At 71.1% G+C, this 25,478-nt stretch carries 18 protein-coding genes; 6 read left to right on the top strand and 12 right to left on the bottom strand.

All coding sequences use genetic code 11. The features are described 5' to 3' along the window. The first annotated feature begins 453 nt into the window (after window positions 1-453). Entirely contained in the window at window positions 454-1,635 is a 1,182-nt protein-coding gene (locus JR064_RS10885) for a benzoate/H(+) symporter BenE family transporter (protein ID WP_206229726.1), read from the top strand. A gap of 22 nt (window positions 1,636-1,657) precedes the next feature. Here JR064_RS10885 and bphP read toward each other — a convergent pair whose 3' ends face one another. The 6 genes from bphP to JR064_RS10915 all read right to left on the bottom strand — a co-directional run bounded on the left by bphP (window position 1,658) and on the right by JR064_RS10915 (window position 11,031). Beyond that, window positions 1,658-3,562 (bottom strand): bacteriophytochrome BphP, encoded by a 1,905-nt coding sequence (gene bphP / locus JR064_RS10890; RefSeq protein WP_206229727.1) that lies wholly within the window; start codon window positions 3,560-3,562, stop codon window positions 1,658-1,660. Next, complete coding sequence (locus tag JR064_RS10895) at window positions 3,559-4,158, bottom strand: biliverdin-producing heme oxygenase (protein WP_206229728.1); 600 nt, start codon at window positions 4,156-4,158, stop codon at window positions 3,559-3,561. Before JR064_RS10895 ends, bphP begins: the two co-directional genes overlap by 4 nt. Before the next feature lie 200 nt (window positions 4,159-4,358). Continuing rightward, on the bottom strand, window positions 4,359-5,603 hold the full coding sequence (locus tag JR064_RS10900) for a TCR/Tet family MFS transporter (RefSeq protein ID WP_338123884.1): 1,245 nt from the start codon (window positions 5,601-5,603) through the stop codon (window positions 4,359-4,361). An 823-nt stretch (window positions 5,604-6,426) separates the two neighbouring features. Continuing rightward, window positions 6,427-8,661, bottom strand: a complete 2,235-nt coding sequence (locus JR064_RS10905) for a lytic murein transglycosylase (protein WP_241092999.1) — start codon at window positions 8,659-8,661, stop codon at window positions 6,427-6,429. 183 nt (window positions 8,662-8,844) lie between these two features. Continuing rightward, a complete protein-coding gene (locus tag JR064_RS10910) occupies window positions 8,845-10,560 on the bottom strand; it encodes a GGDEF domain-containing protein (RefSeq protein WP_206229729.1) in 1,716 nt (571 codons plus the stop codon). A 78-nt stretch (window positions 10,561-10,638) separates the two neighbouring features. After that, window positions 10,639-11,031: a YchJ family metal-binding protein gene (locus JR064_RS10915; RefSeq protein WP_179570523.1), complete on the bottom strand. Its 393-nt coding sequence runs from the start codon at window positions 11,029-11,031 to the stop codon at window positions 10,639-10,641. Between the two features lie 98 nt (window positions 11,032-11,129). On the opposite strand from JR064_RS10915, the gene JR064_RS10920 reads away from it, so the two are divergent. After that, entirely contained in the window at window positions 11,130-11,903 is a 774-nt protein-coding gene (locus tag JR064_RS10920; RefSeq protein WP_179570522.1) for a sulfite exporter TauE/SafE family protein, read from the top strand. Between the two features lie 144 nt (window positions 11,904-12,047). On the opposite strand, the gene JR064_RS10925 is transcribed toward JR064_RS10920, so the two are convergent. From JR064_RS10925 to JR064_RS10950, 6 genes are all read right to left on the bottom strand, one after another. Next, on the bottom strand, window positions 12,048-15,935 hold the full coding sequence (locus tag JR064_RS10925) for an ATP-binding protein (protein WP_206229730.1): 3,888 nt from the start codon (window positions 15,933-15,935) through the stop codon (window positions 12,048-12,050). A 91-nt stretch (window positions 15,936-16,026) separates the two neighbouring features. After that, the gene (locus JR064_RS10930; protein ID WP_206229731.1) at window positions 16,027-16,713 is read right to left on the bottom strand and encodes a DUF4194 domain-containing protein; all 687 of its coding nucleotides are present in this window, start codon (window positions 16,711-16,713) and stop codon (window positions 16,027-16,029) included. After that, window positions 16,700-18,169, bottom strand: coding sequence for a DUF3375 domain-containing protein (locus JR064_RS10935; RefSeq protein ID WP_206229732.1), 1,470 nt, complete (start codon window positions 18,167-18,169; stop codon window positions 16,700-16,702). Before JR064_RS10935 ends, JR064_RS10930 begins: the two co-directional genes overlap by 14 nt. 31 nt (window positions 18,170-18,200) lie before the next feature. Beyond that, the gene (gene folE, locus JR064_RS10940; RefSeq protein WP_179570518.1) at window positions 18,201-18,803 is read right to left on the bottom strand and encodes a GTP cyclohydrolase I FolE; all 603 of its coding nucleotides are present in this window, start codon (window positions 18,801-18,803) and stop codon (window positions 18,201-18,203) included. 139 nt (window positions 18,804-18,942) lie between these two features. Then, window positions 18,943-20,325, bottom strand: a complete 1,383-nt coding sequence (locus tag JR064_RS10945; protein WP_206229800.1) for an MFS transporter — start codon at window positions 20,323-20,325, stop codon at window positions 18,943-18,945. 117 nt (window positions 20,326-20,442) lie between these two features. Beyond that, entirely contained in the window at window positions 20,443-20,991 is a 549-nt protein-coding gene (locus JR064_RS10950) for a DUF1905 domain-containing protein (protein WP_206229733.1), read from the bottom strand. A gap of 298 nt (window positions 20,992-21,289) precedes the next feature. Between JR064_RS10950 and JR064_RS10955 the strand changes: the two genes are divergently transcribed. The 4 genes from JR064_RS10955 (at window position 21,290) to JR064_RS10970 (ending at window position 25,233) form a co-directional block, all read left to right on the top strand. Continuing rightward, window positions 21,290-22,180, top strand: coding sequence for a type II toxin-antitoxin system RelE/ParE family toxin (locus JR064_RS10955; RefSeq protein WP_206229734.1), 891 nt, complete (start codon window positions 21,290-21,292; stop codon window positions 22,178-22,180). A gap of 756 nt (window positions 22,181-22,936) precedes the next feature. Next, the gene (locus tag JR064_RS10960; RefSeq protein ID WP_206229801.1) at window positions 22,937-23,368 is read left to right on the top strand and encodes a hypothetical protein; all 432 of its coding nucleotides are present in this window, start codon (window positions 22,937-22,939) and stop codon (window positions 23,366-23,368) included. Window positions 23,369-23,497: 129 nt separating this feature from the next. Then, on the top strand, window positions 23,498-23,668 hold the full coding sequence (locus JR064_RS10965; RefSeq protein WP_206229735.1) for a hypothetical protein: 171 nt from the start codon (window positions 23,498-23,500) through the stop codon (window positions 23,666-23,668). 302 nt (window positions 23,669-23,970) lie between these two features. After that, complete coding sequence (locus JR064_RS10970) at window positions 23,971-25,233, top strand: lipase family protein (RefSeq protein ID WP_206229736.1); 1,263 nt, start codon at window positions 23,971-23,973, stop codon at window positions 25,231-25,233. The last annotated feature ends 245 nt before the right edge of the window (window positions 25,234-25,478 follow it).

A 25,478-nucleotide genomic window follows, 5' to 3' on the forward strand; every position in this document is an offset into this window, starting at 1 on the left:
GGTTCCCCTCAAACCCCGAAGGCTTTTCGCTGAACCGAGCCGCCCATCATAGCGGCTTTTTTGTTGCCGTCAATACCCTGATTTATCAGGAGGTTGACGCCGCTTCTTGCGGAAGACCCTGAGGTCTTTTCGTTGAAGCGAGCCGGCCATATTAGCCGTTTTTTTCACGCCGTCAACACCCGATGTTCGCTAGGTGTTTCCGGCCCGTTTCGCTTCTGTCGAGCCGAAGATCGGCAGCTGCGTAGCGGGCCGCGCAGTCTACCGGGCCAGGAAAAAACGTCAACCGCTTTCTTGCGCGCGGTGCGTATGCGGCCATTGCAGGCGCTTCCGGCAGCGTTCCCATCAGTAGAACGCGCACGCGCCGCGTCCGCGCGCGGCGGCGACCCCATGCCGCTGCTGCCGTTGGCGGCCGCTTCGCCGAGAATGCGGGTTCACCCCCTGCAGGATCTCGCAATGCCCTCCACTGCCGGACGCTCCCTATGGCGCGACGCCTCGCTGCCGGCGCTGGTCGCCGGCTTCGTCACTGTCCTGGTCGGCTTCGCCAGTTCGGCGGTGATCGTGTTCCAGGCCGCGCGCACGCTGGGCGCCTCGCAGGCGGAGATCGCCTCGTGGATGTGGGCGCTGGGGCTAGGCATGGGCGTCACCTGCATCGGCCTGTCGCTGCGCTACCGGATGCCGGTGGTGACGGCCTGGTCCACCCCCGGCGCGGCGATGCTGATCAGCAGCGGCGGCGGCTTGCCGCTGTCCGATGCGATCGGCGCGTTCGTGGTGGCGGCGCTGCTCGGTACCGCAGCCGGATTTTCCGGCGTCTTCGAGCGGATGATCCGGCGCATCCCGGTGTCGCTGGCGTCGGCGATGCTGGCCGGGGTGCTGCTGCGCTTCGGCCTGGACGTGTTCGTGGCGATGCAGAGCCGGCTGGGCATGGCGCTGGCGATGTTCGCGGTCTATCTGCTGGGGCGCCGCGCGTTCCCGCGCTATGCGGTGATCGCGACGCTGGCGGTAGGCATCGCGATCGCCGCCGGCAGCGGCACGCTGCATCTGGAGACCGCGCAGCTGAGCCTGGCGCGGCCGGTGTTGGTGTGGCCGACACTGTCGTGGCAGGCGCTGTTCGGCATCGCGCTGCCGTTGTTCGTGGTGACGATGGCCTCGCAGAACCTGCCCGGGGTGGCGGTGATCCGCGCGTCCGGCTATGCGGTGCCGATCTCGCCGACGATCGGCTGGATCGGCGTGGTCAATACGCTGCTGGCGCCGTTCGGCGCCTATGGCCTGAACCTGGCGGCGATCACCGCGGCGATCTGCATGGGCCGCGAAGCGCAGGAGGATCCGCAGCGGCGCTACATGGCCGCGGTGTTCGCCGGCCTGTTCTATCTGCTGATCGGCCTGTTCGGCGCGACCGTGGCCGCGCTGTTCGCCGCATTCCCGAAGGAACTGGTGATGGCGATCGCCGGCATCGCGCTGTTCGGCACCATCGGCAACAGCCTGGCGATGGCGCTGAAGGACGAGGGCGAACGCGAGCCGGCGCTGATCACCTTCCTGGTCACCGCCTCGGGGCTGTCGCTGTTCGGCATCGGCGCCGCGTTCTGGGGCCTGCTGGCCGGCGCGGCGACGTCGCTGCTGTGGCGGCGCACGCGCTGAGCGTGCGCCGCCACGGATTCGCTCAGCGCGGATCGCGCAGCTGCAGCAGCCAGTGGGTGGAGACGCCGGACGGACTGGGCAAGGGTTCGAAATCGAACTGGCGATGCACCGGCGCGGCGGCTTCGATGCGCAGCGGCAAGGTCACGTAGGCGGCGCGGCCCTGGCGCAGCAAGGTGGCGATGCGCTGGATTTCGGCGGGCGCGGCGTCGCTGGCGTACAGCTGATCCAGTTCGCAGCCGATCAGCTCGGCGACCTCGCGTTGGTACAGCACCGCGAAGGCGTCGTTGACGAACGCCAGCCGGCTGGGGCGGCCGTCGCTGCCGCGCTCGATGATCGCCACCGGTTCGCGCAGCCGCGACAACGAGGCCTCCAGCAGCGCGAAATCCTGCTGGAAGCGCTTGCGCTCCATCAGTTCGATCAGTACCCGCAGGCTGCGCGCCGACTCCAGGCTCAGCGGCGACCACGGCCGTGCGCGGCCGCGCACGGTTTCCTGCCACAGGTCGAAGCTCTTGCGCGGCGACAGGCGCGAGTTGGGAATGTCCTGCAGCTTGGACAGCTGCGGGTTGCCGGCCCAGTTGACCGTGCGCACCTGCTCGCGCCGCGTCCACAGCAGCGCGCTGCGCGCCTGCGGCATCAGCGGCACGAAGATGAAGCCGGCGGCCAGCGGCGCCAGGTCGGCCAGTTCCGGGAAGGTCGCGCCGATCTGGTCGGTATGCAAGGCGCCGACCGCGTCGTGGCGCAGCGCTTCATGATGGCTGGACTCGATCTGTTCGCGGATCCGGGCAAGTTCGGCGGCGCTCGGCACGGTGCCGTGGCGGGTGACGTGGTCGCCGTGGAACACCGCCACGCCGTCGGCATCGACCACGTCGAGCAGGTCCGACGCCATGTCGTCGAGCATGTCGCCGGTCAGCGTCTCGGCTTCGTTGAAGTTGGTGATCAGCTTTTCGCGCACGGTCAGCAGCACCGTTTCCACGCGCGCGCGCGACACCGCGGTCAGCGCGCCGATGCGCCCGGCCAGGGCGCGGCTGACCGCGTCGGTGACGTCGCGCATCTCGTGGTTGCAGAAGTACGGGCGGTAGTGGTGGCAGGCGATCAGCCCCCACAGCGCGTCGTTGACCACGATCGAGGCCACCAGGGTGGCGGTGACGCCCATGTTGGCCAGGTATTCCAGGTGCACCGGGGAGACGCTGCGCAGGCTGACGTCGCTCAGGTCCACCGGCGCGCGCAGTCGCGGATGCAGGGTCGGCTCGATCGGCGAGGGAACATAGCCGACGTCGGCGATCTGGCGCACGCGGTTGCGCAGGTACAGCGTGCGCGCCTGCACCGGGATGTCGCTGGCCGGATAGTGCAGGCCCAGATAGGACTCCAGCTCGGGCGTGCGCGCCTCGGCCACGACGTCGCCGTTCCACTCGTCGTCGAAGCGGTAGATCATCACCCGGTCGTAGCCGATCAGCGTGCGCAGGCTCTTGGCCGCGCGCTGGCAGGCTTCGTCGATGCTGTTGTCGGTCTCGAGCCGGCGCAGCAACGGCAATGCCTCGCGCAAGGTGGCGTCGGCCAGCGGCGCATCGCGCGGCTCCAGTTCCAGCAGCCATTGCTCCGGGTACAGATGCCAGGCGCCGACCCAGCGCTGGCGCGGAGCCGTGGCGCGGCGCGGGAAACCGACGTCGACGTACGCGAGCTGGGTGCGTTCGGAGGCGTCCGCCGACAGGCGCGGTTCCTGCAGCGTCAGCAGCGCGTCGTAGCGCTGTCCGAGCAGGTCCGCCAGCGGCACGCCGAGCAGGTCGGCGGCGCTGGTGCTGGCCTGCACGATGCGGCGGTCGCCGGGTTCGATCACCAGCAGCGCGCCGTGCGGCTGGATCGATCCGGGAATATGGATCGGCTCGCGCGCGCAGGCGTCCATGTCCAAGGGCACGGCGGTCTCGCTCATGCGACTGTCTCCAGGGAAAAGTGGGTGTGGAAGTGCGCGAACATCGCGCGTGCGCCAGCGACGGCGGCCTGCCGCGATTGCGGCGTCGGCAGGGCCTGCTCCAGGCGTTGCTGGAAACGCCGCCAGCAGGCCGGATCGGCATGACCGAGCTCGAAATAGGTCAGCGCCGGGGCGGCGGCGGCGAGGCTCTGCCGCAGTTGCCGGGCGATCAGGCGCCCGCCCAGGCGCGAGCCTTCGACCACGTACAGCATCCCCCAGCGGCTGCCGGCGTCGGGCGCTGGCGGCGCTGGCGCCGGCAGCGGCGGCGTGGCCCGCAGCGCGGCCAGGTCCTGTTCCAGCAGCGGACTGCGCGGCTGGTAGCGCCAGGGGGCGTCGCCAATGGCGTGCAGCCAGGCGCCCTCGCGCTGCTCCCAGCCGGCCAGCGCGGCGTGATGGCGGCGCAGCACCTGGGCGTAGTCGTGCACGGACAGGGAATCGCGCATCAGCGCGCGCATCGCCGGCAATTGTTCGACGGCCAGATGCTGTTGCGCGGTGGCTTCGCGCAACAGGCGCGAGGCGGTGAGGGGCGCGGCGGAACCGTCGGGGGGCGACATCATGGAGGGCGTGCGGTCTACAGCAGCCGGACCGGCCGCGACGGCGGAGAGGCCGTACAGCGTAGCATCGTGGACGCGTGGCACCGGGCGACAAGGCGGCCACGCGCGGCTGCGCGCCGGTTCAAGCTGAGCAATTCATCCGCCAGCGGCGGGCGCCACGCCCTCCAGGCGGGCAACGGTCCGCCGCAACGCGGTTCGGCGTGCTAAGCGGTGGCGCTGGCGGGCAGGCGCGCACGGCGCCAGGCCACGACCCAGCCGGCAGCCAGCAACAGCGCGGCCAGCAGCCACGGCGCGCCGGGCAGATGCGCCGGTGCGTGCGTGCCGATGAACAGCGCGAACACCCACGTGTACAGCAGCGGCCCGACGATGCCGGCCAGGCTGACCAGGCTCATCAGCGCGCCCTGCACGCGGCCTTGCGCATCGGCACCGACGTGGCGGGTGACGATGGCCTGCGCGGACGGCGATGCCACCGCCCACAGCGCGCTGACCGGCACCCCGAGCAGGAACATCGCGCCGCTGCCGGCGACGCTGTAGATGGCGAAGCCGGCCACGCCGCAGCCCAGCCCGAACAGCAGCGCCCCGCGTTCGCCGAGCCGGCGCACCACGCGCGCGACCAGCAAGGCGTTGACCACGATGCTGCACACCCCGACCAGGGCCAGCACCCAGCTGACCTGCTTCGGTCCCCACTGGTACTGGTACTCGGCGAACAGCACGAAGATGCTCGGATACACGTAGTGCGCCAGGTTGGCCAGGAAGATCACCGCGGCCAGCGCGAATACCTGCGGGTAGCTGCGCAGCAGCCGCAGCGCGCCGAACGGATTGGCGTGCTTCCAGTCCAGGCGCGGGGTGCGCCGCTCCGGCGCCAGCGATTCGGGCAGCACCCATAAACCGTAGAGGAAGTTGAGCAGCGCCAGCGCCGCGGCGAACCAGAACGGCGCGCGCAGGTGGTAGCTGCCGAGCCAGCCGCCGAGCAGCGGCCCGATCACGAAGCCGAGCCCGAACGCGGCGCCGATCATGCCGTAGGCCTGGGCGCGCTTGTCCGGCGTGGTGATGTCGGCGATGTAGGCGTTGGCGGTGGTGAAGCTGGCCGAGAACACGCCCGACACCACCCGCGCCAGCAGCAGCAACGGCAGGCTCTGCGCCAGCGCCATCACAACGAAGTCCACGCCCAGGCCCAGGCACGAGGCCAGGATCACCGGGCGCCGGCCGTAGCGGTCGGACAGCGCGCCCTGCAGCGGCGAGCTGACGAACTGCAGCGCGGCGAACAGGAAGCCGAACCAGCCGACCCACTTCGCCGCCGCGGCGAAATCGCCGCCGGTGAAGCCGCGCACCAGCCCCGGCAGCACCGGAATGATGACGCCGAAGGCCAGCACGTCGATCAGCAGGGTGATGAAGATGAAGACCAGGGCGGCATTGCGCGTGCGCGCGGCAGGGGGCGAGGAATGCACGGCATGGTCTCCCGGTGGAGGCGGCAGTGTAATCGGCGGGCGCGGGGTTTCGGGGTGGGGCCGAGCGGCGGCGGTGGGAATGGTACGGTCCCGGCGCCTGTCGGTAGCGCGCGTCGGGACTGAAGTCCCTCCCACAGAGGGATCGAGGCGGCCCCACGCTTGGTCGATAGAGCGGCTGGAGCCGACAGCCTGAAACCACCGAAAGTCCCTACCTGGACGAGTCGCCCGGCAGGAGCGTCTTTGCGAAGGGCGCGAGCGCGGCGGCGAGGTTCGGCCCCGATACCGCGTCGGTAAAGCACGTCGGGACTGGAGTCCCTCCAACAGGTGGGTCGAGGCGGCCTGATGCCTGGTCGATAGAGCGGCTGGAGCCGATGGCCTGAAACCGTCGAAGCCCCTGACTGGACGCGCCGCCCGCAGAGCGTCTTTGCGAAGGGTGCGAGCGCGGCGGCGAAGATGGGTTCCGACGCATTGTCGGTACAGCGCGTCGGGACTGAAGTCCCTCCCACAGGGGGTCGAGGCGGCCTGATGCCTGGTCGATAGAGCGGCTGGGGCCGATGGCCTGAAACCGCCGAAGCCCCCGCCTAGGCGCGCCGCCCGCAGAGCGTCTTTGCGAAGGGCGCGAGCGCGGCGGCGAAGATGGGTTCCGAGGCATTCTCGGTATAGCGCGTCGGGACTGAAGTCCCTCCCACAGGGGAGCGGATCGGCCTGGGCCGGTCTATTCCTTCTAGTGCCGGTCGATCTGGTAGCGGTCGATGACGCGGTTGCGACTGATGGCCAGAGGCCGCCGCCTATCCGCAGCGAACCCTCGCGGCAGCGCGCGCCGTTACAGCGGCGCGACCGCGATGGTCTGCTGCAGCACGTGCTGCGCGCCGGCGGCCAGTTCGATCACCTCGGGGCCGGCGTTGGCCGCTTCCAGGCACACGAACTGGCGCCAGTGGGCGCCGACGTCGACCATCTTCTGCGCGCCGGCTTCGCCCGGATTCCAGGCCACCAGGGTGCGGCTGCCGGCGGTGGCGATCTCGATGCGGCGCTGCAGGCCGGGATCGAGCAGCGTGTAGCGGCCGCCGGCGCCGGTGTAGATGCGGTCGCTGCGGCCGGGATCGCGCGGGTCCTGCAGGCTCCAGTCGCCGTGCTGGCGGTGCGGCGTGGCGTAGTTTTCGAACTTGTCCAGGTAGTCGAGCCCGTCCAGGCCCTGCACCCGCACCCGGGTGGCGTCGGCGACGTGGAAATAGTTGTGCAGCGCCTGGGTGAAGCGCGCCGGTTCGCGGCCGACGTTGTCGGTGATCAGGCGCTGCTCCAGGGTCGCGCCGATGCGCAGCTGCATGCGCAGGCGCAGCGGCAGGTCGTCGAAGTCCGGCGGCGCCAGGGTCAGCAGCATGCTGCCGTCGGCCTCGCGGCGCGCGTCCTGCAGCTGCCACGGCACGGTGCGCACGAAGCCGTGCGCCGGCACGTCGGCGCTCTGGTCCTGGCGGCCGAAGTACGGCCAGCACACCGGGGTGCCGCCGCGGATCGGGGTGGGCGTGGGCTGCGCGCTCGGCGACAGCCACATCACCTCGGTGCCGCCCTTGGGCACGAACGACAGCAACTGGCCGCCGAACAGGCTGATCGCGGCAGTGGAGTGCGGAGTTTCCACCAACAGCGAAGGGTAACCGTGGAAATCGCCTGTGCTCAGGCCGGGGATCTCGGACATGGGGGGGATGCTCCGTGGCGCGGGGGATTGGACGAAGGCCGGATAGCGCGCCGGCACGCGGAACGCGGTCGCGGGCTTGCCGCCGAACGGCGTGGGTGGCGCGGGTGTGAGCGTGGTCGGCGCGGCGGGTGCGGTGGCCGGAGCCCCAGACGCCTCGCGGCGCAGCGCATCGAGGATGCGCTGCCCGGCGCGGCCGTCGGCCGGCTGCAGGCCCAGGCGCAGCTGCTCGGCCTGGATCGCGCGGCGGCTGGCGCTGCCGATCATGCCGTCGGCCTGGCCGATGTCGTGGCCGCGCGCCAGCAGCAGGGTCTGCAGTTCGCGCCGCTCCGGACGGCCCAGGCCGGGATCGTCGGTGGGCCAGGCGGTGACCAGGCCGGGCTTGCCGCGCAGTTGGTCGGACAGCAGCGCGATCGCCAGCGCATAGCTTTCGGCGGCGTTGTAGGCGTAGATCGCGTCGTAGTTGCGGAACACCAGGAACGCCGGGCCGTTGGTGCCGGCCGGGATCAGCACCGCGGCCGGCGTCTGTGGCGCCAGCGCAGGCAGGTCGAGCGCGCTGCCGTCGATGGCGGTCACGCCGCGCGTGCGCCAGTCGGACAGCGGCCGGCGCTGGGTGCGCCCGGCCAGGGCCGGGTCGAACCCGGCCGGCAACTTGACCTCCATGCCCCACGGCTGCCCGCTCTGCCAGCCGGCCAGCTTCAGGTAGTTGGCGGTGGAGGCCAGCGCATCGGGAATGCTGGCGACCAGGTCGCGGCGGCCGTCGCCATCGCCGTCCACGGCGACGCGGGCATAGGTGCTGGGCATGAACTGGGTGTGGCCGAACGCGCCGGCCCAGGAGCCGCTCAGGCCGTCGGCCTGCAGGTCGCCGGCCTGCAGCAGTTTCAGCAGCGCGAACAGTTCGCCGCGGAAGAACGGCTGGCGGCGGCCGTTGCACGACAGGGTCAGCAGCGACACCAGCAGCGGGCGCTTGCCGGAGACGCGGCCGTAGTCGCTCTCCACGCCCCACACCGCGACCACTGTCTCCGCGTCCACTCCGTATTGCTGCGCCACCCGGGCGAGCAGATCGCGATGCGTGACCAGCATCGCGCGGCCGTCGGCGACGCGCTGGGTGTCCACCAGCCCGGCCAGGTAGTCCCAGATCGGCGTGGTGAATTCGGGTTGCGCGTCGAGCAGCGGCAGCACGCTCATGTCCGGCTGCACGCCGGCGGTGAAGCGGTCGAACGCGGTGGCGGCCACGCCGCTCTTGGCGGCGGCGGTGCGCAGCGTGGACAGGCAACCGACGAAGGCGGGGTCCGGCGCCACGGGCGGCGCGGGCAGGGTCTGCGCGGCGGCGCAGGGCGCGGCCAGCAGCAAGGCCCAGGCGAAACGCATCATCGGAACTTCCTCGCCAACAGCAGGCCGGACATCATAAACAACCGCCGGGAATGGCTGCTCACGCGCGGTGGCGGGTTCACGGGGGTCCGGCGCGTTTGTAGGAGCGGCTTCGGCCCCGACAGGCGTTACCGATAGATCCTGTCGCGGCTGAAGCCGCTCCTACACGGGTCCTGCGCCGGCTCAGTGCACGGCGACCACGCGGTTGCGGCCGCCGCTCTTGGCCGCGTACAGCGCTTCGTCGGCGCGCTGCACCAGGCCGTTGGCGTCGTCGCCGGGGCGCAGTTGGACCACGCCGATGCTCACGGTCGGCTGCAGCTCGGGAAAGGCGAGCGCGGCCTGCGCGCGGAAGCGTTCGCGGATCCGCTCGGCGATCGGGGTGGCCTGCGCCGCATCGAGGCCGGGCAGCGCGATCACGAATTCCTCGCCGCCGTAGCGGCCGATCAGGTCGTCGCCGCGCAGTTCCTCGCGCAGCGCCTGGGCCAGCGCGCGCAGGCCGTCGTCGCCGGCACGGTGGCCATAGCGGTCGTTGAGCCGCTTGAAGTGGTCCACGTCCAGGAACATCAGCGCCAACGGTTGCCGCCGGCGCCGGGCGGCCTGCTTCAGCGCGGTCAGGCGCTCGTGCCAGGCGCGGCGGTTGAGCAGGCCGGTCAGCGGATCCAGGTCGGCCAGCTGCCGCGCCTGGTCGCGGTCGCGGCGCAGCGAGGTGCTGCGCTCGGCCAGGCCCAGCGACAGCACCAGCGCCTCGAACGCACCGGCGGCCAGTGCCGCCTCTTCGCTCCACGTCCAGTGCGCCACCATGCCGAAGCCCTGCAGGCTGCTGAGCGCGGTGACCAGCAGCAGCGGCGTCCAGCCGAGCAGGAACAGCCCGGCATAGCGCGAGCCGCGCCATGCCGCCACCACGGCGATGCCGATCAGCAGCGGCCCGCCGAGGATCAGCAACGGGTTGACCAGCGCCCGGCCGAGCGCGTCCAGCCACGGCAACGGCAGCAGCGCCGGCAGCGCGATCAACGCGACCAGCAGCGCATAGCCGCGCAGCCAGCGCCGCGCGCGCGGCAGGTACTGCGCCAGGTCGGCGAAGCGTTCCAGGAACAGCACCGCGGCCACGATCGACGTGGTGACGCCCAGGCGGCCCCAGAACCGCGCGGCCTGGCCGATCGCTTCCAGGCCCAGCGGATGCACCACGTAACCGGTCTCCAGCGCCATCACCAGGCCGTAGCCGAGCACGTAGACGGCGTAGTACAGGAACGTCGCCTCGCGCAGCCGCCAGGCGAACACCAGCGCCATCGCCGCCATGCTCAGCATGATCGCGAAGCTCAGGCTGGCGACCACCAGCCAACGGCTGTCCTGGCGCAGGTAGTCGGACTCGCTGCGCAGCTGGAAGCGCAGCGAAGCGGCCATGACCCCGCGCTGGTCCACCCACAGCCGCAGCGGCTGCCCGGCGGCCGGTGCGGCATCGATGCGGAAGCCGAGGCGGCCGTTGCCGGGCAGCGCCTGCGGGTCGTCGCGCATCAGCCCGCGCTGCTGCGGTGCCGCGCCGGCGACCGGCGCCAGCAGGGTGACCCGCTGCAACGCAGGACTGGGCACTTCCAGCACCCACGGCGCCGGCGGCCACTGCCCCTGCGCCGGCCACAACAGCACCCAGGCGCCGGCATCGCCGCCGTGCAGCTGGGTCATCCGGTTCGGATCGAAACGCTGCAGCGCCGGATCGGCGCGCGAGGGCGGCACCCCGCGGTCGGCGGCGGCGACCGGGCGCCAGGCGCCTTGCAGCGCCGGCATGGGCGCGGGCGCCGCCGCGGCAGCGTCGCAGGCGAGCAGCAGGCAGCACCACAGCAACGCCCGGCCATGGCTGCGCCAACGGCGCAACCGGGCGAAGAACGCGGCAAACACGAAAGACATCACGACTGCAGGGGCGGCGGACACTGCAACATCATCGGCCAGCGCCGCGCAAACCTGATGCCACGCCTGCCCATCGGTTCAGTCCAGCGCATCCAGGTAGTACCAGCGGCCGTCCTCGCGCACGAAGCGGCTGTGCTCGGTCATGCGCACGGCGCTGCCGCCGCCGATGCGATAGCGCGCCAGGAAGGCGACCTCGGCGCTGTCGGCGCCGCTGGCGACGACCCGCTGCACGGTCAGGCCGAGCCAGGCGGTGTGCGTATCCAGTTCCAGTTCCGCCGGGCGCGTGGACGGGTGCCAGCTGGCGCGCAGGTAGTCGGCGTCGCGGCGCACGTAGGCGCTGTAGCGCGCGCGCATCAGCGTTTCGGCGTCGGGCGCGGCGGCGCCGGCGTGGTAGAGCCCGCAGCACTGCGCGTAATCGCGCGGGCGGCCGCAAGGGCAAGGATCGGCGAGGCGCGGGGCGGACGGAGACATGCGCCGATTGTGCCGGCTGCGGCGGCGCGGCGCACGCCGGCGCTGCCGTGCGCGGCGGCCCCGGCTATGCTTGCGCGCCCATCGCCCGGAGCGCCGCCTTGCTGGAGCTGATCCCGACCGAACTGCCCTGGCTGCTGTGCATCGCCTTCGTCGCCGGGCTGGTGGATGCGGCGGTGGGCGGCGGCGGCCTGATCCAGTTGCCGGGGCTGTTCGCGACCCTGCCGCAGCAGGCGCCGGCGGTGCTGCTGGGCACCAACAAGTTCAGCGCGATGGCCGGCACCGGCGCGTCGGCCTGGCGTTATGCGCGCAACGTGCGCTTCCCGTGGCGGCCGGTGCTGTACGCCACCGCGGCGGCGTTCGCGTTCTCCTTCCTCGGCGCCACCGCGGTCAGCCTGTTGCCGAAACAGGCGGTACGGCCGCTGATCCTGGCGCTGCTGATCGCGATGCTGGTCTATACGCTGATCAAGAAGGATTTCGGCGCGCTGCACCGGCCGCGCCACATCGGCCGCCGCGAACTGGCCATCGCGCTGGCGATGGGCGCGGCGATCGGTTTCTACGACGGCTTCTTCGGGCCCGGCACCGGCAGCTTCCTGATCTTCCTGTTCATCCGCTTCTTCGGCCTGGACTTCCTGCGCGCCTCGGCCGCCTCCAAGGTGGTCAACCTGGCCACCAACCTGGCCGCACTGTGCTTCTTCGTGCCCAGCGGGCAGGTGCTGCTGGCGGTGGCGGTGCCGATGGCGGTGGCCAACATCGCCGGCGCGGTGGCCGGCACGCGGCTGGCGCTGCGCGGCGGCACGCCGTTGATCCGGCAGCTGTTCCTGGTGCTGGTGGTGGTGCTGATCGGCAAGATGGGCTGGGACCTGCTGCGCTGAGGCGCGGCGGTCGCTGCGCGCGCCGATCGCATCCGGCGTCGATGGAGCCGACGCCAGCGGCGCGCCGCTGCCGTGATCGGTGTCGGCGCGATTGACGCACGCGCGTCGACGGCGCCGTCCGTGAGCGCGATCGGCCGGACGCGCTCAGCGGCGGCTGCGCGCCTTCGGCGAGGCAGGGGGCTTGGTCTTGGAGGCCGGCGGCGGTGCCTTCACGGGCGGTGCCGCGCGCTCCGGTGCCGCGCGCCTGGCGGCGGAAGGCTTGGCTGCAGCAGGCTTGGTTGCCGCGGTCGCCGTGGCGGGCTTGGCCGCTGCTCTCGCCGATACCGGCTTGGTCGAGGTTGCCGCCTTGCCGCCCTTTGCCAGCGTGCCGCTGGCGGCAGGCTTGGCAGAACGAGTCGGTTCCGCGGATCTGGCGCCGGGCGCGGCGACGGCAGCAGCGGTGCCGCGCTTCGCGGCCCGGCGCTTGTCGCCATGGGGAGCGTGCACCGCATCGGCGATGTCGGTCGCCGCAGGCACGGAAGCGGCGCTCCCGACATCCGCAGCGGCACGCGCAACCGCGATGGCAGCAACGTTCGCGACCGTCGGCGCAGCCGGTACCGTCTGCGCGCGCGCCGCCTGGGCCGGCGCCGCCTCGTGCAGCGCCGGCTCGTCGCCGCGCGTGCGTTCCGGCAACTTGAGCCGATGCTGCTGCTCGTCGTACTCGATCAGCAACACGCCGGAGGTGTGGCGGCCGCTGATCTCGACGAAGCAGGCGCCGCCGATGAACGGCTCCAGCGTCATCACCGACTTCAGCGGCGTGGCCACCACCATCTGGAAGCCGAAGTTCTCGAAGATGTTCATCGCCAGCGCGGTGAACTCGTTGTCGGCCTTGTCGAACGCCTCGTCCAGCACCACCGCCGCGTAGCGCGGCAGTTCGCCGTCCTCGCCGCCGAGCTGGTAGCGCAGCGCCGCGGCCAGGCAGGTGGTGGCCAGCTTCTGCCGCTGGCCGCCGGACTTGCCGGCGCCGCTGCGGTAGATCTCCACCTGCGCGCGGCTGTGCGCATCCAGCTCCACGCCGACGAACTCCACGTGCTGGCGCACGTCCAGCACCTGCTCGCGCCAGCGCCGCAGTTCCGCGTCCTGCGCACCGAGCCGCTGCACCAGCGTGCGCAAGGTGGCGAACTGGGCCTCGGCCAGCGCGCGGTCCTCGGTCTGCTGGTGGCCCAGCACCTCGCGCAGTTGCTGCTGGAATTCCTGCACCTCGAGCAACCGGCGGTCGCTGACCTCGATGGTCAGCAGGGTGCCGCGGTTGAACGGGACCTGTTCGAGGCTGGCGTTGACCTCGTCCATGCGCTGCTTGATCGCCTTGTGCGCTTCGGCGGTATGCCGTTGCAGGGCCAGCAGGTTGTTCTTGCTCTGGGTCTGCAGCAGGTCGAAGAAGCGGCCCTCGTGGCGCGGCAGGCCGTCGCTCTCCAGCCGCTGCAGGCGCGCCAGGAAATCGTCGGCGCTGGCCAGGCTGACGGTGAAGTCGCCGCTGTCCTCCGGCCATTGCTGGCAGTAGCGGCGGAAGCAGTCGAGCAACTGCTGGCCCAGCCGCGCGTCCTGGCCATGGCTCTGCGCCAGCTGCTCGCCGAGGCCGCGCTCGACGCTGCGCAGGTGCGCTTCCAGGTTGTCCAGGCTCAGCGGCGACAACGCCGCCAGGCGCGCGTCCAACCCCTGCGCCTGCGCCGGCGTGATCGCCGCGGTCGCCACGCGCGCGGCGCAGGTCTCGCGCTGCGCCTGCAGCCGGCTGCGCTCGCGGCCCAGTTGCGCGCGTTCCAGGCGCACGTCCTCGTAGGTGCGCCGCGCCTGGTCGCGCAGCGCCCGCGCCACGGCGATCTGCTCGCCCAGCGCGCGCAGCGCGGTGTCGCCTTCGCGCAGCTGCAGCAGCTGCTCGGCGATGTCGCTCAGGCGCTGCAGCTTGGGCGCCACGTCGATCTCGTCCCAGTCGCGCTCGGCCAGGGTGTGCGCGGCCAGCTGGCGGCCCTGGTCGAGTTCGCGCTGCTTGCGCAACGCGGCGACGTCGGCGTCGCAGGCGGCGATGCGCTGCGCCAGGGCCTGGCCCTCGCGCTCGTAGACCTTGAGCTTGTCGCGGTTGTCGTAGCCGAGCAACCAGCGCTTGCGGTCGCCGACGGCGTGGCGGTCGTCCTTCTCGTAGCGGTCGCCGGGATGCTTGAGCTGGCCTTCGCGGGTGATCGCGCGCTCGGCGTTGCGCAGCTGCGCGGCGCTGTCGACGCAGGCGTAGTCGAAGCGCCGGCCCAGTTCGTGGCGCAGCCAGGTCGCGTAGGGATGGTCGCGCAGCTGCAGCTTGCGCAGCAGCGAGCGCGGGTCCGGTTCGCGGCTGTGCAGGGCTTCGTTGTGGCGCACCCGGTAATAGACCAGGCGGGTGCCGAGCTGGGTCTGGTTGACCCACTCGGCGACCGTGGCGTGGTGGCGCTCGTCGACCAGCAGCGACTGCGCGAAGCCGTGCAGCACGCGCTCGATCGCGCCGCGCCAGGCGGCCTGCGCCTCGTCCACCTGCATCAGCTCGCCGACGAACGGCAGCGCCGCCTCGGCCAGGCCGGTGTCGGCGCACAGCCGCGCGCGCAGCGCCTGCATCGGCGCGGGGATGCTCGACGGCGCCTTGTGCAGCGCGTCGATCTCGGTGCGGATCGCGGCGAAGCGGCGCTCGTCCTCGCGGCGCTCGGCCATGCGCTCGGCGATCGCTTCGTCCAGCGCGCTGGCGTCGCCGGCCACGCCCTCGCGCAGCGCACGCGCCTGCGCCACCTGTTCGGCGAAGCCGGCGGCGCTGCCGGCCAGGCCCATGCCGAGCTGGCGGCAGGCCTGCTCGACCTGGCTGCGCCGGCGCATGCGTTCGTCGCGTTCGCGCTCGACCCGGCCGCGCTCGCGCTCCAGCGCCTCGACCCGCTCGCCGCCCTGCGCGCGCTGCTCGGTCTCGCGTTCGGCCAACTTCTGTTCGTGGTTGTCCAGCGCCTCGCGGCGTTGCCCTTCCTCGCCGGCCAGGCCGCGGTCCTGCGTGTCCAGTTCCTGCAGGCGCGCGTCCAGCAGCGCCAGCCGGCGCTGCTCGCGGTAGCCGTCGATGCCCAGCTGCAGCTCGCGCAATTCGCCGACGCTGCGGCGCAGGGCCATCAACTCGGCGTAGTGCTGCCGCGCCGGGACCAGCGTCTCCACCTGGCGCCGCGCGGTCACCACCGCATGGTGGGCGCCGTCGAGTTCGGCGAAGTCGTCGACCAGGCGGTCGGCGGCCTCGAAGGTGCGCGGCTCGTCGAGCATGAAGCTGCGCAGGAACGCATTGAGATCGCCCAGGTTCTTCGCCGACTGGGTCTTGTGCAGCAGCCGCAGCGCCATCTCGTTGCCGATGCCGAGCAGGTGACGGAAGCGCTCGGCATAGCCGGCGAAGCTGTCGAAATGGTGCACCTCCTCGCCCAGGCGCTGCTTGAGCCGGCGCAGGTCCAGGTCGAAGCCGTCCAGCTCGGCGGCCACGTCGAAGCCGCGCGGCGCCACCATGTAGTGCTTGCGCACGTCGGCCGCGGCGGTGCCGCTGCCGGCGATCCAGAACAGGCGCACCAGGCTCACCGCCTGGCCGTGCGCGTTGCGGTATTCCAGCGCCAGCGCCGACCAGGTCGCGCCCTTGCGCAGGTACTGGGTGGCGATCTCGCCCGAGGCGCTGTCCTGCTGGTCGGCCCAGGCGCCGCGCACGTACGACACCAGGCTGCGGTCGCGGCCGCTGCGCTCGGCCTCGCGCGCGGCGGCGTTGAAGTCGACGATGCTCGGCGGGGTCAGCAGCGCCGACATCGCATCGAGCAGGGTCGACTTGCCGGAGCCGGAGCGGCCTACGAACAGGAAGCCCTTGTCGGCGACCGGCACGTCGGTCAGGCCGTTGAAGGTGCCCCAGTTGTGCACCTGCAGGCGGCGCATGCGGTATTGCTGCGCGCGCTGCTCGGCCAGCGTGTCGGCGAACAGCGACGGCGCGGGGACGGATGCGGACGCAGACGGATCGGACAGGGACGTCATCGGGTGCTCATCGGAAAATCGAGATCGCCAGGGCGCCTGGCGGTGGGCTGGGCGGGCCGGCGGTGGGTCGCGGCTGACGCCGCTCCTGCAGTCACTGCGGGGCGTCCGCGGCCGTGCCTTCGCGCAAGCCGCGGTAGGCGGCGGCCAGCGCCTGCACGTCCTCCGCGGAGAACAGCAGTTTCAGCGCCGGCGACACCTCGTAGCGGTCCTCGCTGCCGCGCAGCTTGGACAGCAGGTGGTTGTCGCGCATCTTCGCGATCGCCGCCAGCACCCGCCGCGCAAAGCCCGCACGGTCGGTGGACACGTTCTTCTCGTACACCGACAGCACTTCCAGCAGCTGCGCCTCCTGCACCACCGCGCGTTCGCCGCGGGTGTCGGCTTCGGCCAGCTGCTGGCGCAGGAACAGCAGCAATACCGACTCGATGAAGGTCAGCGGCGCGGTGCGCAGCAGCGCCGGGGTCTCCAGCTCGGCGGTCTCGGCCTGGCGGGCGAAGGCCACGCCGCCGTCGCGGTCCAGCACCAGTTCCAGGAACAGTTCGCATAGCACCCGGCGCACCGCGGCCTCGTGGCGCAGCAGCGCCGGCCACAGCGGTCCGTGGCGGTAGGCGTCGATGCTCGGCCCGGACAGCAGCTGGCACAGCGCGCGGCGCGCCTCCAGCGGCAGGGTGCCGGTGTCGCCGGCGAACAGCTCGCTGCGGCCGTCGGCCTGGGTCGCGGCGGCGGCCGCGGGGTCGAAGCCGTCGGCGTCGCCGCCGGGCATATCGTCAGACCAGTTCATTGCGTTTTTCCTTGGTGAACCACACCAGCGGGATGCGGGCGCGCCGCAGCTGGCCGTCGTTGCCTTCCCACTGCACCGCTTCCCATTCGTCCGCGACCACCACGCCGTGGCGCGTGCCCAGCGCCAGGTAGCCGATCACGCTGCCCAGCCCCTGCTGCGCCGGACGCTGCCGCAAGGCCTCGCCGATGGTCAGCTGCGGCTGCTGGCCGAGCAGCGCGTGCAGGTCCTCGCGCAGGCCGCGCAGGTCGATCTCCGACTGCGCGACCAGGTCGCCGACGCTGTCCAGCGAGATCATCGCCGCCTCCGCCGCCTGCACCCGGCCATCGACCTGCTGGCTGCGCGGGTCGTGCAGCCGCCACTGCGACAGCGAACGCAGCCGCGCGCTGCTCAGCGGCAGCGTGTAGCCGGTGGCCGCGGTGGCGTGCAGCCGGTCGCGCAACTGCAGCGCCTCGCCCTGCGCCTGCTTCAGCAACTGGTTGAGCCGGCGCTGCTCCAGGTAGCCGCGGCTCTGCACGAAGCCGCGCAGGCTGCGCGCGAAATGCTGCATGACCTCGTGCACCTGGCCGCCGCGCTCGAGCAGGGTGCCGGTGAGTCCGCGCAGGAACGCGCGTTCCTGGCGGTCGAGCCGGCGCGCGAACCCGCGCGCCAGCAGCGTGTCCAGCGCCGCGTCCAGCTGCACGCTCTGTTCGGCGTCGTTGAGCAGGCTCCAGAACGCCTGGAAGCTGCGCCCGGCGTCGCTCTCGCCGATCACGTCGATGCCGGCGAACAGCTTCTCCAGCACGTCGCCGCGCGCACCCTCGTCGTCGATGATGCGCTCGCGGAAATCGCGGTTGAGCTGTTCGAAATCGTCGCGAACGCGGCGGAAGTCCTCGGCCAGGTCGTCGGACAGGCGGATGATGTCGCGGGTGCGCTCCAGCGCGCGCTTGCCGTCCAGCGCGGCCAGCTTGCCGGCGGCCACGCGCTCGATCTCCGCGTCCAGGCGCGCGCGTTCGGCGCGCAGCGCGGCCAGCCGCGCGTCCGGATCGGTCTCGGTCTGCCCGGCCAGCTGCACCAGCTGCTCGATCACCAGCGACAAGCGGCTCTCGGTGGCGACGCTGGCGCTGCCCTGCACCCCGGCGATGAAGCGGATCGCCTGCGCGGCCTGGCGCGACAGCTCGTACTCTTCCTCGGCATCGCCTTCGGGCAGGCGCCGCTCCAGCCAGCCCTGCGCCAGCCAGTGCGCCAGGTAGGCCTGCGCGGTGCGCGGCAACTCGCGCGACAGCTCGTCGTCCTTCAGCGCATCCAGCTGGCGCTGCAGGCGCTCGTGCAGCACCGACGACGGCAGCCGCCGCTGCGCATCGCCCAGCAGGGTCTGCAGCAGGCCGATCAGTTCCGGCGCATGGTCGGCGGCGAGCAGCTTCCACAACGGCTGTTCGCGCAACTGGCGATAGCCGGCGATCCGGACACGGTGCTTCATGCAGGAACCGACGACCGCCCCATCCGCACGCTCAGCGCACGCCGCCGTCGATGAAGCGCAGGAACTCGGCGCGGGTGCGCGCGTCCTCGCGGAAGGTGCCGAGCATCTTCGAGGTGACCATGCTGACGCCGCGCTTGTGGATGCCGCGGGTGGTCATGCACTCGTGCGCGCCTTCCACCACCACGCCCACGCCCAGCGGCTGCAGCACGTCCTGGATGCACTGCGCGATCTGCGCGGTCATCTTCTCCTGCACCTGGAAGCGCCGCGCATAGGCCTCGACCACGCGCGCCAGCTTGCTGATGCCCACCACCTTGCCGCGCGGCAGGTAGCCCACATGGACCTTGCCGATGATCGGCGCCATGTGGTGCTCGCAATGGCTTTCGTATTCGATGTCGCGCAGCACGATCAGCTCGTCGTAGCCGGCCACTTCCTCGAAGGTGCGCAGCATGTACTCGCGCGGATCGGCCTTGTAGCCGCTGAACCAGTCGCCATAGGCCTCGGCCACGCGCCGCGGCGTGTCCAGCAGGCCTTCGCGGTCCGGGTCCTCGCCGGCCCAGCGCAGCAGGGTGCGCACGGCGGCTTCGGCCTGGTCCTGGGTCACAGGGGAGTCGGGGGTCTTCTTGGAGTCGGCCATGAGCGAAAACGCCCGTGAGGGGGGCTGCATGGTACCCGAGTCGCACGCGCGCCGCCGAACCCGCAGGCCGACGCCCCGCCGGGAGCGCGGTGCTTGCCGCGGCACGGGCGCGGTGGTCGCGCCCGTGCCGCCGCCGGCCTCAGCCGCGCCCGGCCGCCGCCTTCGCGGCCTTGCGCTCGCGCATCGCGCGCTCGTCGTCCAGCCAGTTCGCGCCCTTGTTGGTCAGGAAGAACATGTACACCACCAGCGACACCGCGATCACCGCCGTGGCGTACCAGACGAAGGTGGTCACATGGCCGGTCTTCAGCGAGGCCTGGTACAGCAGCGGCGCGGTGCCGCCGAAGGCCGAGTTCGCCAGCGCGTAGCCCAGGCCCACGCCCAGCGCGCGGATGTGGGTCGGGAACAGCTCCGCCTTGACCACCGCGTTGATCGAGGTGTAGCCGGTCAGGATCACGAAGCCGCCGGTCAGGATCGCGAACGCGGTCAGCCAATCGCTCTGCTTGGGCAGCTCCAGCACCAGGAACCAGGTGTAGAGCACGCCGCCGATGCCGAAGAACACCAGCAGGGTCTTGCGCCCGATGATGTCCGACAGCCAGCCGCCGACCGGCTGCATCAGCATCAGCACGGTCAGCGCGACCAGGTTGATGATGGTGCCGGCCATCACGTCGTCGCCGGCGAACGCGGTCTGGATCATCTTCGGCCCGGTGACCGAATAGGTGTAGAAGGCGATGGTGCCGCCCGCGGTCACCAGGAAGCACAGCAGCAGCGGCCGCCACTGGTGCACGAACAGCTCGTGCAGCGAACCGGCCGAGCGCGCCCCGCCCTTCTTGGCCTCGGCGATGGAGTCCGAGCCCAGCGACTCGTCCATCGTGCGGCGCAGCCAGAACACCACCAGCGCGCCGATGCCGCCCAGGCCGAACGCCAGGCGCCAGCCCCATTCGGACACCCAGCCCTTGTCGGCGAAATGCAGCATCAGCAGCAGCGTGGTCTGCGCCAGCACATGGCCGCCGACCAGGGTCACGTAGTGGAACGAGGACAGGAAGCCGCGCCGGCCCGGGATCGCCGCCTCGGACATGTAGGTGGCGCTGGTACCGTACTCGCCGCCGGTGGCGAAGCCCTGCAGCAACCGCGCCAGCAGCAGCACGATCGGCGCGGCGATGCCGATCGTGGCCACCGTCGGCGTCACCGCGATCACGAACGAACACAGCGCCATCAGCGACACCGAGATGGTCAGCGCCAGGCGGCGGCCGAAGCGGTCGGCGAAGCGGCCGAAGTACCACGCGCCGATCGGCCGCATCAGGAAGGTCATCGCGAAGATCGCCCACACGAACATCGTGGCGTTCTTGTCTTCCTTGGAGAAGAACTGCGATTCGAAATAGGTGGCGAACACCGAGTAGACGTAGACGTCGTACCACTCGACCAGGTTGCCGGCCGAGCCCTTGAGCGTATTGGACACCGAGCGGCGCAGGCTGCCGGGTGCGGCGCCGGAAGCGGCGGTGGTCGGGGATGCGGGTGCGCTTATGCGATGAGACCCTTCAGCAGATGGACACCGCCGGAGTATAGGTGGCGGTTTGCGAGGACGATGTCGCGGCAGCGGCGGCCCTCGCGCTGCGCTAGCGCTGCAACGTATTGCGGCGCGTCATTGCGCCGCCTTCGGCGCGCCGAGCGACTGGCTGTACATGCCCGAGCGGTCGAAGCAACAGGCGCGGCGCTTGCCCGAGGCGAGCATGTCGCAGGCGCTGGCGATGCGCTTGGCGCGTGTGTCGGCCTTCTTGCCCGAGACGATCCAGAAGATCCAGTCGCGCCGCGCCAGCGCGGTGATGGCGTCCCAGGTCACACGCGCGGCCGGATGCGCGGCCAGCGCCGCGCCCAGGTCGGGCGGCAACACCGGCTCCGGCTCCACCGCCATCGGCGCGATCGCCAGCGCGACCGTGTCGCCCGCGGCGACCCCGGCCGCCACCCGCAGCGCTGCTTCAACCTTCAGCCAATGGCTGCCCTGCCCGTCCGGTTCCAGCGTGGCTTGGAACGGCTGCCCGGCGAACGTGCCGTCCACGCTGACCATGCTGCGCGTCGGTAGCTTGGCGCTGGCCTCGGCGGGCAGCACCAGGAACGTCCAGGCCGAGTCCGGCGGCGTCGCCGGCCGCAGCAACGTCGCCTCGAAGCGGAGGGTGGCGGTGGCCTTGGACATGGCGCGGACGATAGCACTGGGCGGCGGCGCCCTGCCTGCACGCGGGCACATCCCCGTGCCGAGCGTCCCGCGGGAGTGGCCGCCCGATCCGCGCGCAGTTCCCGCTGATGCTGTACGCCGCCGACCACAGGCAGGCGCGGCCTGGACGCATCCCCTGTCCCGCCAACAGCAACAGACCCTAAGCGTGGTGTGGCCCGACAAATGAACCGGCCCTCGCACGCGTTACGATGGCGCCCCCACCGGCCGCACCCTGCAGACCCCCCATGAAGGCCCGCACTCCCGACGCCCCCGCGGCGGCATGAGCAACGCGTCGCATCGCGCGGACCCCCGGGCCAAATCCTGGGTCGAACGCCTGGACCCGTGGATTGCCGCCATCGTCAGCGCCGTGCTGCACCTGCTGATGTTGCTGCTGTTGCTGCTGGCCGACCCGCCCACCATGAGCACGCCGCAAGGCGCGGCCAGCGGCGGCCGGACCAAGGTGGACTTCATCGGCGCCACGCGCCAGCCGGTGCATCCGGCCAAGACGCCGCCCAGCCCCACCCCCGCGCAGAAGCCGGTCGCGGCCAAGAAACGGCGCGCCACTTCGCCGGTGCAATCCACGCTGGTCGCGCAGTCCGACCACCCGGTGCCGCCGCCCGATCCGGCCGCCACGGCCAGCACGCCAGCGCCGCCCGCGCCCACGCCCGCCGAGCAACCGGCGCCGCCGCAGCCGGACCCCGCCACGCAGCAGCAGGCCCAGGCCGCGGCCAGCGAACCCGAACCGACCCAGCGCCGCGAGACCTGGACCGGGCGGCCGCCGGGCGCGATCGACCAGGACCTGGGCCCCAACGAGACCGGCCTGGTCCGCGACGGCGGCGGCCGTGGCGGGCGCCGCGGCGACCCCAGCGACGCCGGCCCCAGCATGGAACTGGGCGGCTACCTGGTCTATTACGACCTGCGCAGCGAAACCCTGCTGCGCGCCTGGATGGACCAGGGCATGAAGGAATTCTTCATCCTGCTGCCCGGCACCCAGTACCGCATGGCCTGCCCGCTGGAGATCGCGATGAAGCGCGGCTCCGGCAAATGCCGCGCGCTGCCGCCGGACTCCCCGGAACTGAAGGCCATCGGCGACGCCCGCGAGGTCATCACCATGCTGCAGGTCTACAAGCAGGGCGAACTGGTCTGGCGCGGCCCGGGGCCGTACAAGTAAGCCCCTCTCCCCTGGGAGAGGGATTGGGGCGAGGGTCCGGCGCGAAAGCGACTCACGGAGTTGGGTGCACGAGGCTGCGCCCGTACCCTCATCCGCCCCTGCGGGGCACCTTCTCCCGGTGGGAGAAGGAACAGCCTTAGCCCCTCTCCCCCCGGGAGAGGGGTTGGGGTGAGGGTACGGCGCGAAAGCGACTCGCGGAGTCGGGCGCGCAAGGCTTCGCCCGTACCCTCATCCGGCCCTGCGGGCCACCTTCTCCCGAGGGGAGAAGGAACCGCCTTAGCCCCTCTCCCCCCGGGAGAGGGGTTGGGGTGAGGGTCCGGCGCGAAAGCGACTCGCAGAGTTCGGGCGCGCAAGGCTTCGCCCGTCCCTGCATCCGGCGTTGCTGCACGGAGACGACAGCGCTTCCACCCCGATGCGCAGTGCAGCAACTCGAAACGTTCGCTCACCCTCCGCAGCGATGCCGACACCTGAGCGCGCCAGGCAATGCGCACGCGCGTGTCGCCGCGCTCCCCGCATACCTACCGCCACTGGGCCAGTGCCTTTTCGCCGCCGCCATCGATCAGCACATGCAAGGTGAATGGAAGCGTGCACGAGGTCACGCGCCATCACGCTTCATTTGCAATTGTCCATCGACCTTGTTGATAGAGTCGCCGCGCGTCCCCGGCAGCGGCCCACCTATGCAGCGTGGCCCACCGCGACGTCTGGAGTAATTCATTCAATAGGAGGTGTCACGTGCACTGGAAGTCCACTGTCGCAATGCTCGCCCTGTCCGCCGCCGCCCTGCCGGCCTTCGCCCAGCCCGATCGGCAAGTGGTCGAGGACATGCTGCTCCGCTCGGCCAACGTCTGCCCCGGCCACAGCACCGACCGCACGGCGCCCACCGTGAAAGCCGTCCCCGTTGGCGCACTGCGCGTGATGCTCGATCGCGGCCTGGTCATGTGCCCCGACCGCCGTCTCGACGCCGACGCGCCGGCCGTGTTCTACGGCAGGCTCGGCGTATTCGCCTGGAACCCCGAAGTGAAGGCCGGCTCGACGGTGATCGTCAAGCAGATCGGCGCCATGACCCGCAACGAGGAATACCCCGCCGAGACCCTGGTGTGGGATGCCAACGGCAAAGCACTCAAGCAGCAGACCGTGCCCATGTTCGAACCGAAGCCCGGTGCGGCGGTGCTGTACAAGGTGCGCTGATCCGCTGCGTCCGGCCTGCGCAGCCGTGCAGGCCGCTACACCCGGCCGGCATGCCCTGATGGGGCAGCCGGCTTTTTTTCGTCTACGCCGCGCGCGCTGCTGGACGCCTCCACGCGCGCGGCATGCGCCATGACCTACGGCGAAACCAGGCGGCCCCCCGACGCCGCTGCCTCGCCGCTTCGCGCCCCCCAATCGATGCGATCGCCCATCCCCGACATGCAAGGCATGCCGGATTATCTTTCAGTGCGCGGCGATCACCTTTATCTCGAGATTATCGAATACCGAAAGATCCATTATTGAATGAAGCGCGGCGCCATTTTTTATTTTTCCGCCATTGGCGAAACAGGCAGAAATCCATCGAAATCATGCGGATTTAAGGCGAATTTCTGCATCAGTGTGCCGCTCCGCACGCCGCCACACATACGCGGTACAAGATTTATTTTCGCTCCGTGTCTCGATATTCGCCAGATTGCCGCGCGAATCCATACTGCAGATAAACATTGCCGCGAATTGTCAGAAAAACCATCGCAGCGCCGTAGTAGTGTTTGGCCCTCAACCCCACGGCCCCGTGCAACCGGGATTTAATTGCGAGGACGTTGTTCATGGCCACACTGCGGAATCGGCTGGCGCTGCGCGTACTGTCCACCATCGGCGTTGCGGGCGCGATGCTGCCCCTGGCCGCGTCGGCCGCACCGGCACGCGGCACCCTGCTCAAGAGCAATGTGCTGACCAGCTACACCCACCAGGCGATCGGCACCCTGCTGGCCAACGACCAGTCCACCGACCAGGCCAAGTGCGACGTGCGCGTCGCCGAGTTCACCTACGCCACCATCGGCGTCGACGGCGAACCCGCCACCGCCTCCGCCGCACTGCTGGTGCCGGGCGGCAGCCAATGCGCCGGGCCGTTCCCGCTGGTGAGCTACAGCCAGGGGACCGAGTCGCTGCGCCGCGCCGAGCAGGCCAAGGAGATCCGCGACGCCAAGGGCGACGACACCATGGTCACCCACCTCGCCACCCAGGGCTACGTGGTGGTCAGCAGCGACTACCTGGGCATCGGCCAGTCCACCTATCCGTTCCATCCCTACCTGCACGCCGCGTCCGAGGCCAGCGCCACCATCGACGCCCTGCGCGCCGCGCGCCAGATGCTGCAGCGGCTCAACATCCCCCTGTCGGGCAAGGTCATGCTGACCGGCTTCTCGCAGGGCGGGCATGCCGCCATGGCCACCCAGCGCGAGATCGAAGCGCACCTGTCCGACGAATTCCACCTGGTCGCCAGCGCGCCGATCTCCGGCCCGTACGCGCTCAGCCAGACCTTCCGCGACAGCTGGAGCGGCCGCAGCGCCGTGGGCGAGAACACCTTCGGCATCGTGCTGGCCAGCTACGCCATCGTCGGCATGCAGCACACCTACCACAACCTCTACCTCGACCCGGCGCAGGTGTTCCAGGATCCGTGGGCCAAACAGGTCGAAGCGCTGTTCCCCGGCACGCAGAGCCTGACCGACCTGGTGCTCGGCGACACCCTGCCCGGCGTCGACAAGATCCGCCAGTACTTCCAGCCCGGCTTCTACAAGGACTTCGCCAGCAACGCCAACGACCCGTTCCTGCGCGACCTGGAGCGCAACGACCTGCTCGACTGGGCGCCGCGCACCCCGACCCTGCTGTGCGGCTCGGACAACGACGCCACCGTGCCGCTGAAGAACGCCACCACCGCCGTCGCCGCGTTCAAGGCCCGCGGCAGCAACCAGGCGTCCGTGCTCGACCTGGGCAGCGGCAAGCCCAGCGACAACAGCGCCGTCGAGCACCTGCTGACAGAAGACGCCTGCACCGTCGCCGTGCGCCAGCAGCTGTTCGACAAGCGCCGCTGAGTTCGCCGCAGAGGATCGCAGGGGCAACCTCCTCCCCCATGCCCTTGCGATCGCCAGCGAACGGACGCTGCCGCGCCTGACCATCGGCGCGGCAGCGTCCGGGGCGATGGCCGCGCGGACTGCGGCGATCGCACATCGCGGCTAGCGGGCGTGGCCGAACCGGCGTGTCGCGAACGCGGACCAACAAGGCGCGGACCTTCCGCGCAAGCGCGACGCACCACCGCACTCCCGGCACGCACTCCTCG

This window comes from Xanthomonas bonasiae, from assembly GCF_017163705.1.
Taxonomy (GTDB): domain Bacteria; phylum Pseudomonadota; class Gammaproteobacteria; order Xanthomonadales; family Xanthomonadaceae; genus Xanthomonas_A; species Xanthomonas_A bonasiae.

What these genes read in the sequence shown, in the direction of transcription:
- JR064_RS10885 (WP_206229726.1), top strand. Translation starts at nt 454, where the DNA reads ATGCCCTCCACTGCCGGACGCTCCCTATGGCGCGACGCCTCGCTGCCG.
- bphP (WP_206229727.1), bottom strand. Translation starts at nt 3,562, where the DNA reads ATGAGCGAGACCGCCGTGCCCTTGGACATGGACGCCTGCGCGCGCGAG.
- JR064_RS10895 (WP_206229728.1), bottom strand. Translation starts at nt 4,158, where the DNA reads ATGATGTCGCCCCCCGACGGTTCCGCCGCGCCCCTCACCGCCTCGCGC.
- JR064_RS10905 (WP_241092999.1), bottom strand. Translation starts at nt 8,661, where the DNA reads ATGCGTTTCGCCTGGGCCTTGCTGCTGGCCGCGCCCTGCGCCGCCGCG.
- JR064_RS10910 (WP_206229729.1), bottom strand. Translation starts at nt 10,560, where the DNA reads ATGTCTTTCGTGTTTGCCGCGTTCTTCGCCCGGTTGCGCCGTTGGCGC.
- JR064_RS10915 (WP_179570523.1), bottom strand. Translation starts at nt 11,031, where the DNA reads ATGTCTCCGTCCGCCCCGCGCCTCGCCGATCCTTGCCCTTGCGGCCGC.
- JR064_RS10925 (WP_206229730.1), bottom strand. Translation starts at nt 15,935, where the DNA reads ATGACGTCCCTGTCCGATCCGTCTGCGTCCGCATCCGTCCCCGCGCCG.
- JR064_RS10930 (WP_206229731.1), bottom strand. Translation starts at nt 16,713, where the DNA reads ATGAACTGGTCTGACGATATGCCCGGCGGCGACGCCGACGGCTTCGAC.
- JR064_RS10935 (WP_206229732.1), bottom strand. Translation starts at nt 18,169, where the DNA reads ATGAAGCACCGTGTCCGGATCGCCGGCTATCGCCAGTTGCGCGAACAG.
- folE (WP_179570518.1), bottom strand. Translation starts at nt 18,803, where the DNA reads ATGGCCGACTCCAAGAAGACCCCCGACTCCCCTGTGACCCAGGACCAG.
- JR064_RS10950 (WP_206229733.1), bottom strand. Translation starts at nt 20,991, where the DNA reads ATGTCCAAGGCCACCGCCACCCTCCGCTTCGAGGCGACGTTGCTGCGG.
- JR064_RS10955 (WP_206229734.1), top strand. Translation starts at nt 21,290, where the DNA reads ATGAGCAACGCGTCGCATCGCGCGGACCCCCGGGCCAAATCCTGGGTC.
- JR064_RS10960 (WP_206229801.1), top strand. Translation starts at nt 22,937, where the DNA reads ATGCTCGCCCTGTCCGCCGCCGCCCTGCCGGCCTTCGCCCAGCCCGAT.
- JR064_RS10965 (WP_206229735.1), top strand. Translation starts at nt 23,498, where the DNA reads ATGACCTACGGCGAAACCAGGCGGCCCCCCGACGCCGCTGCCTCGCCG.
- JR064_RS10970 (WP_206229736.1), top strand. Translation starts at nt 23,971, where the DNA reads ATGGCCACACTGCGGAATCGGCTGGCGCTGCGCGTACTGTCCACCATC.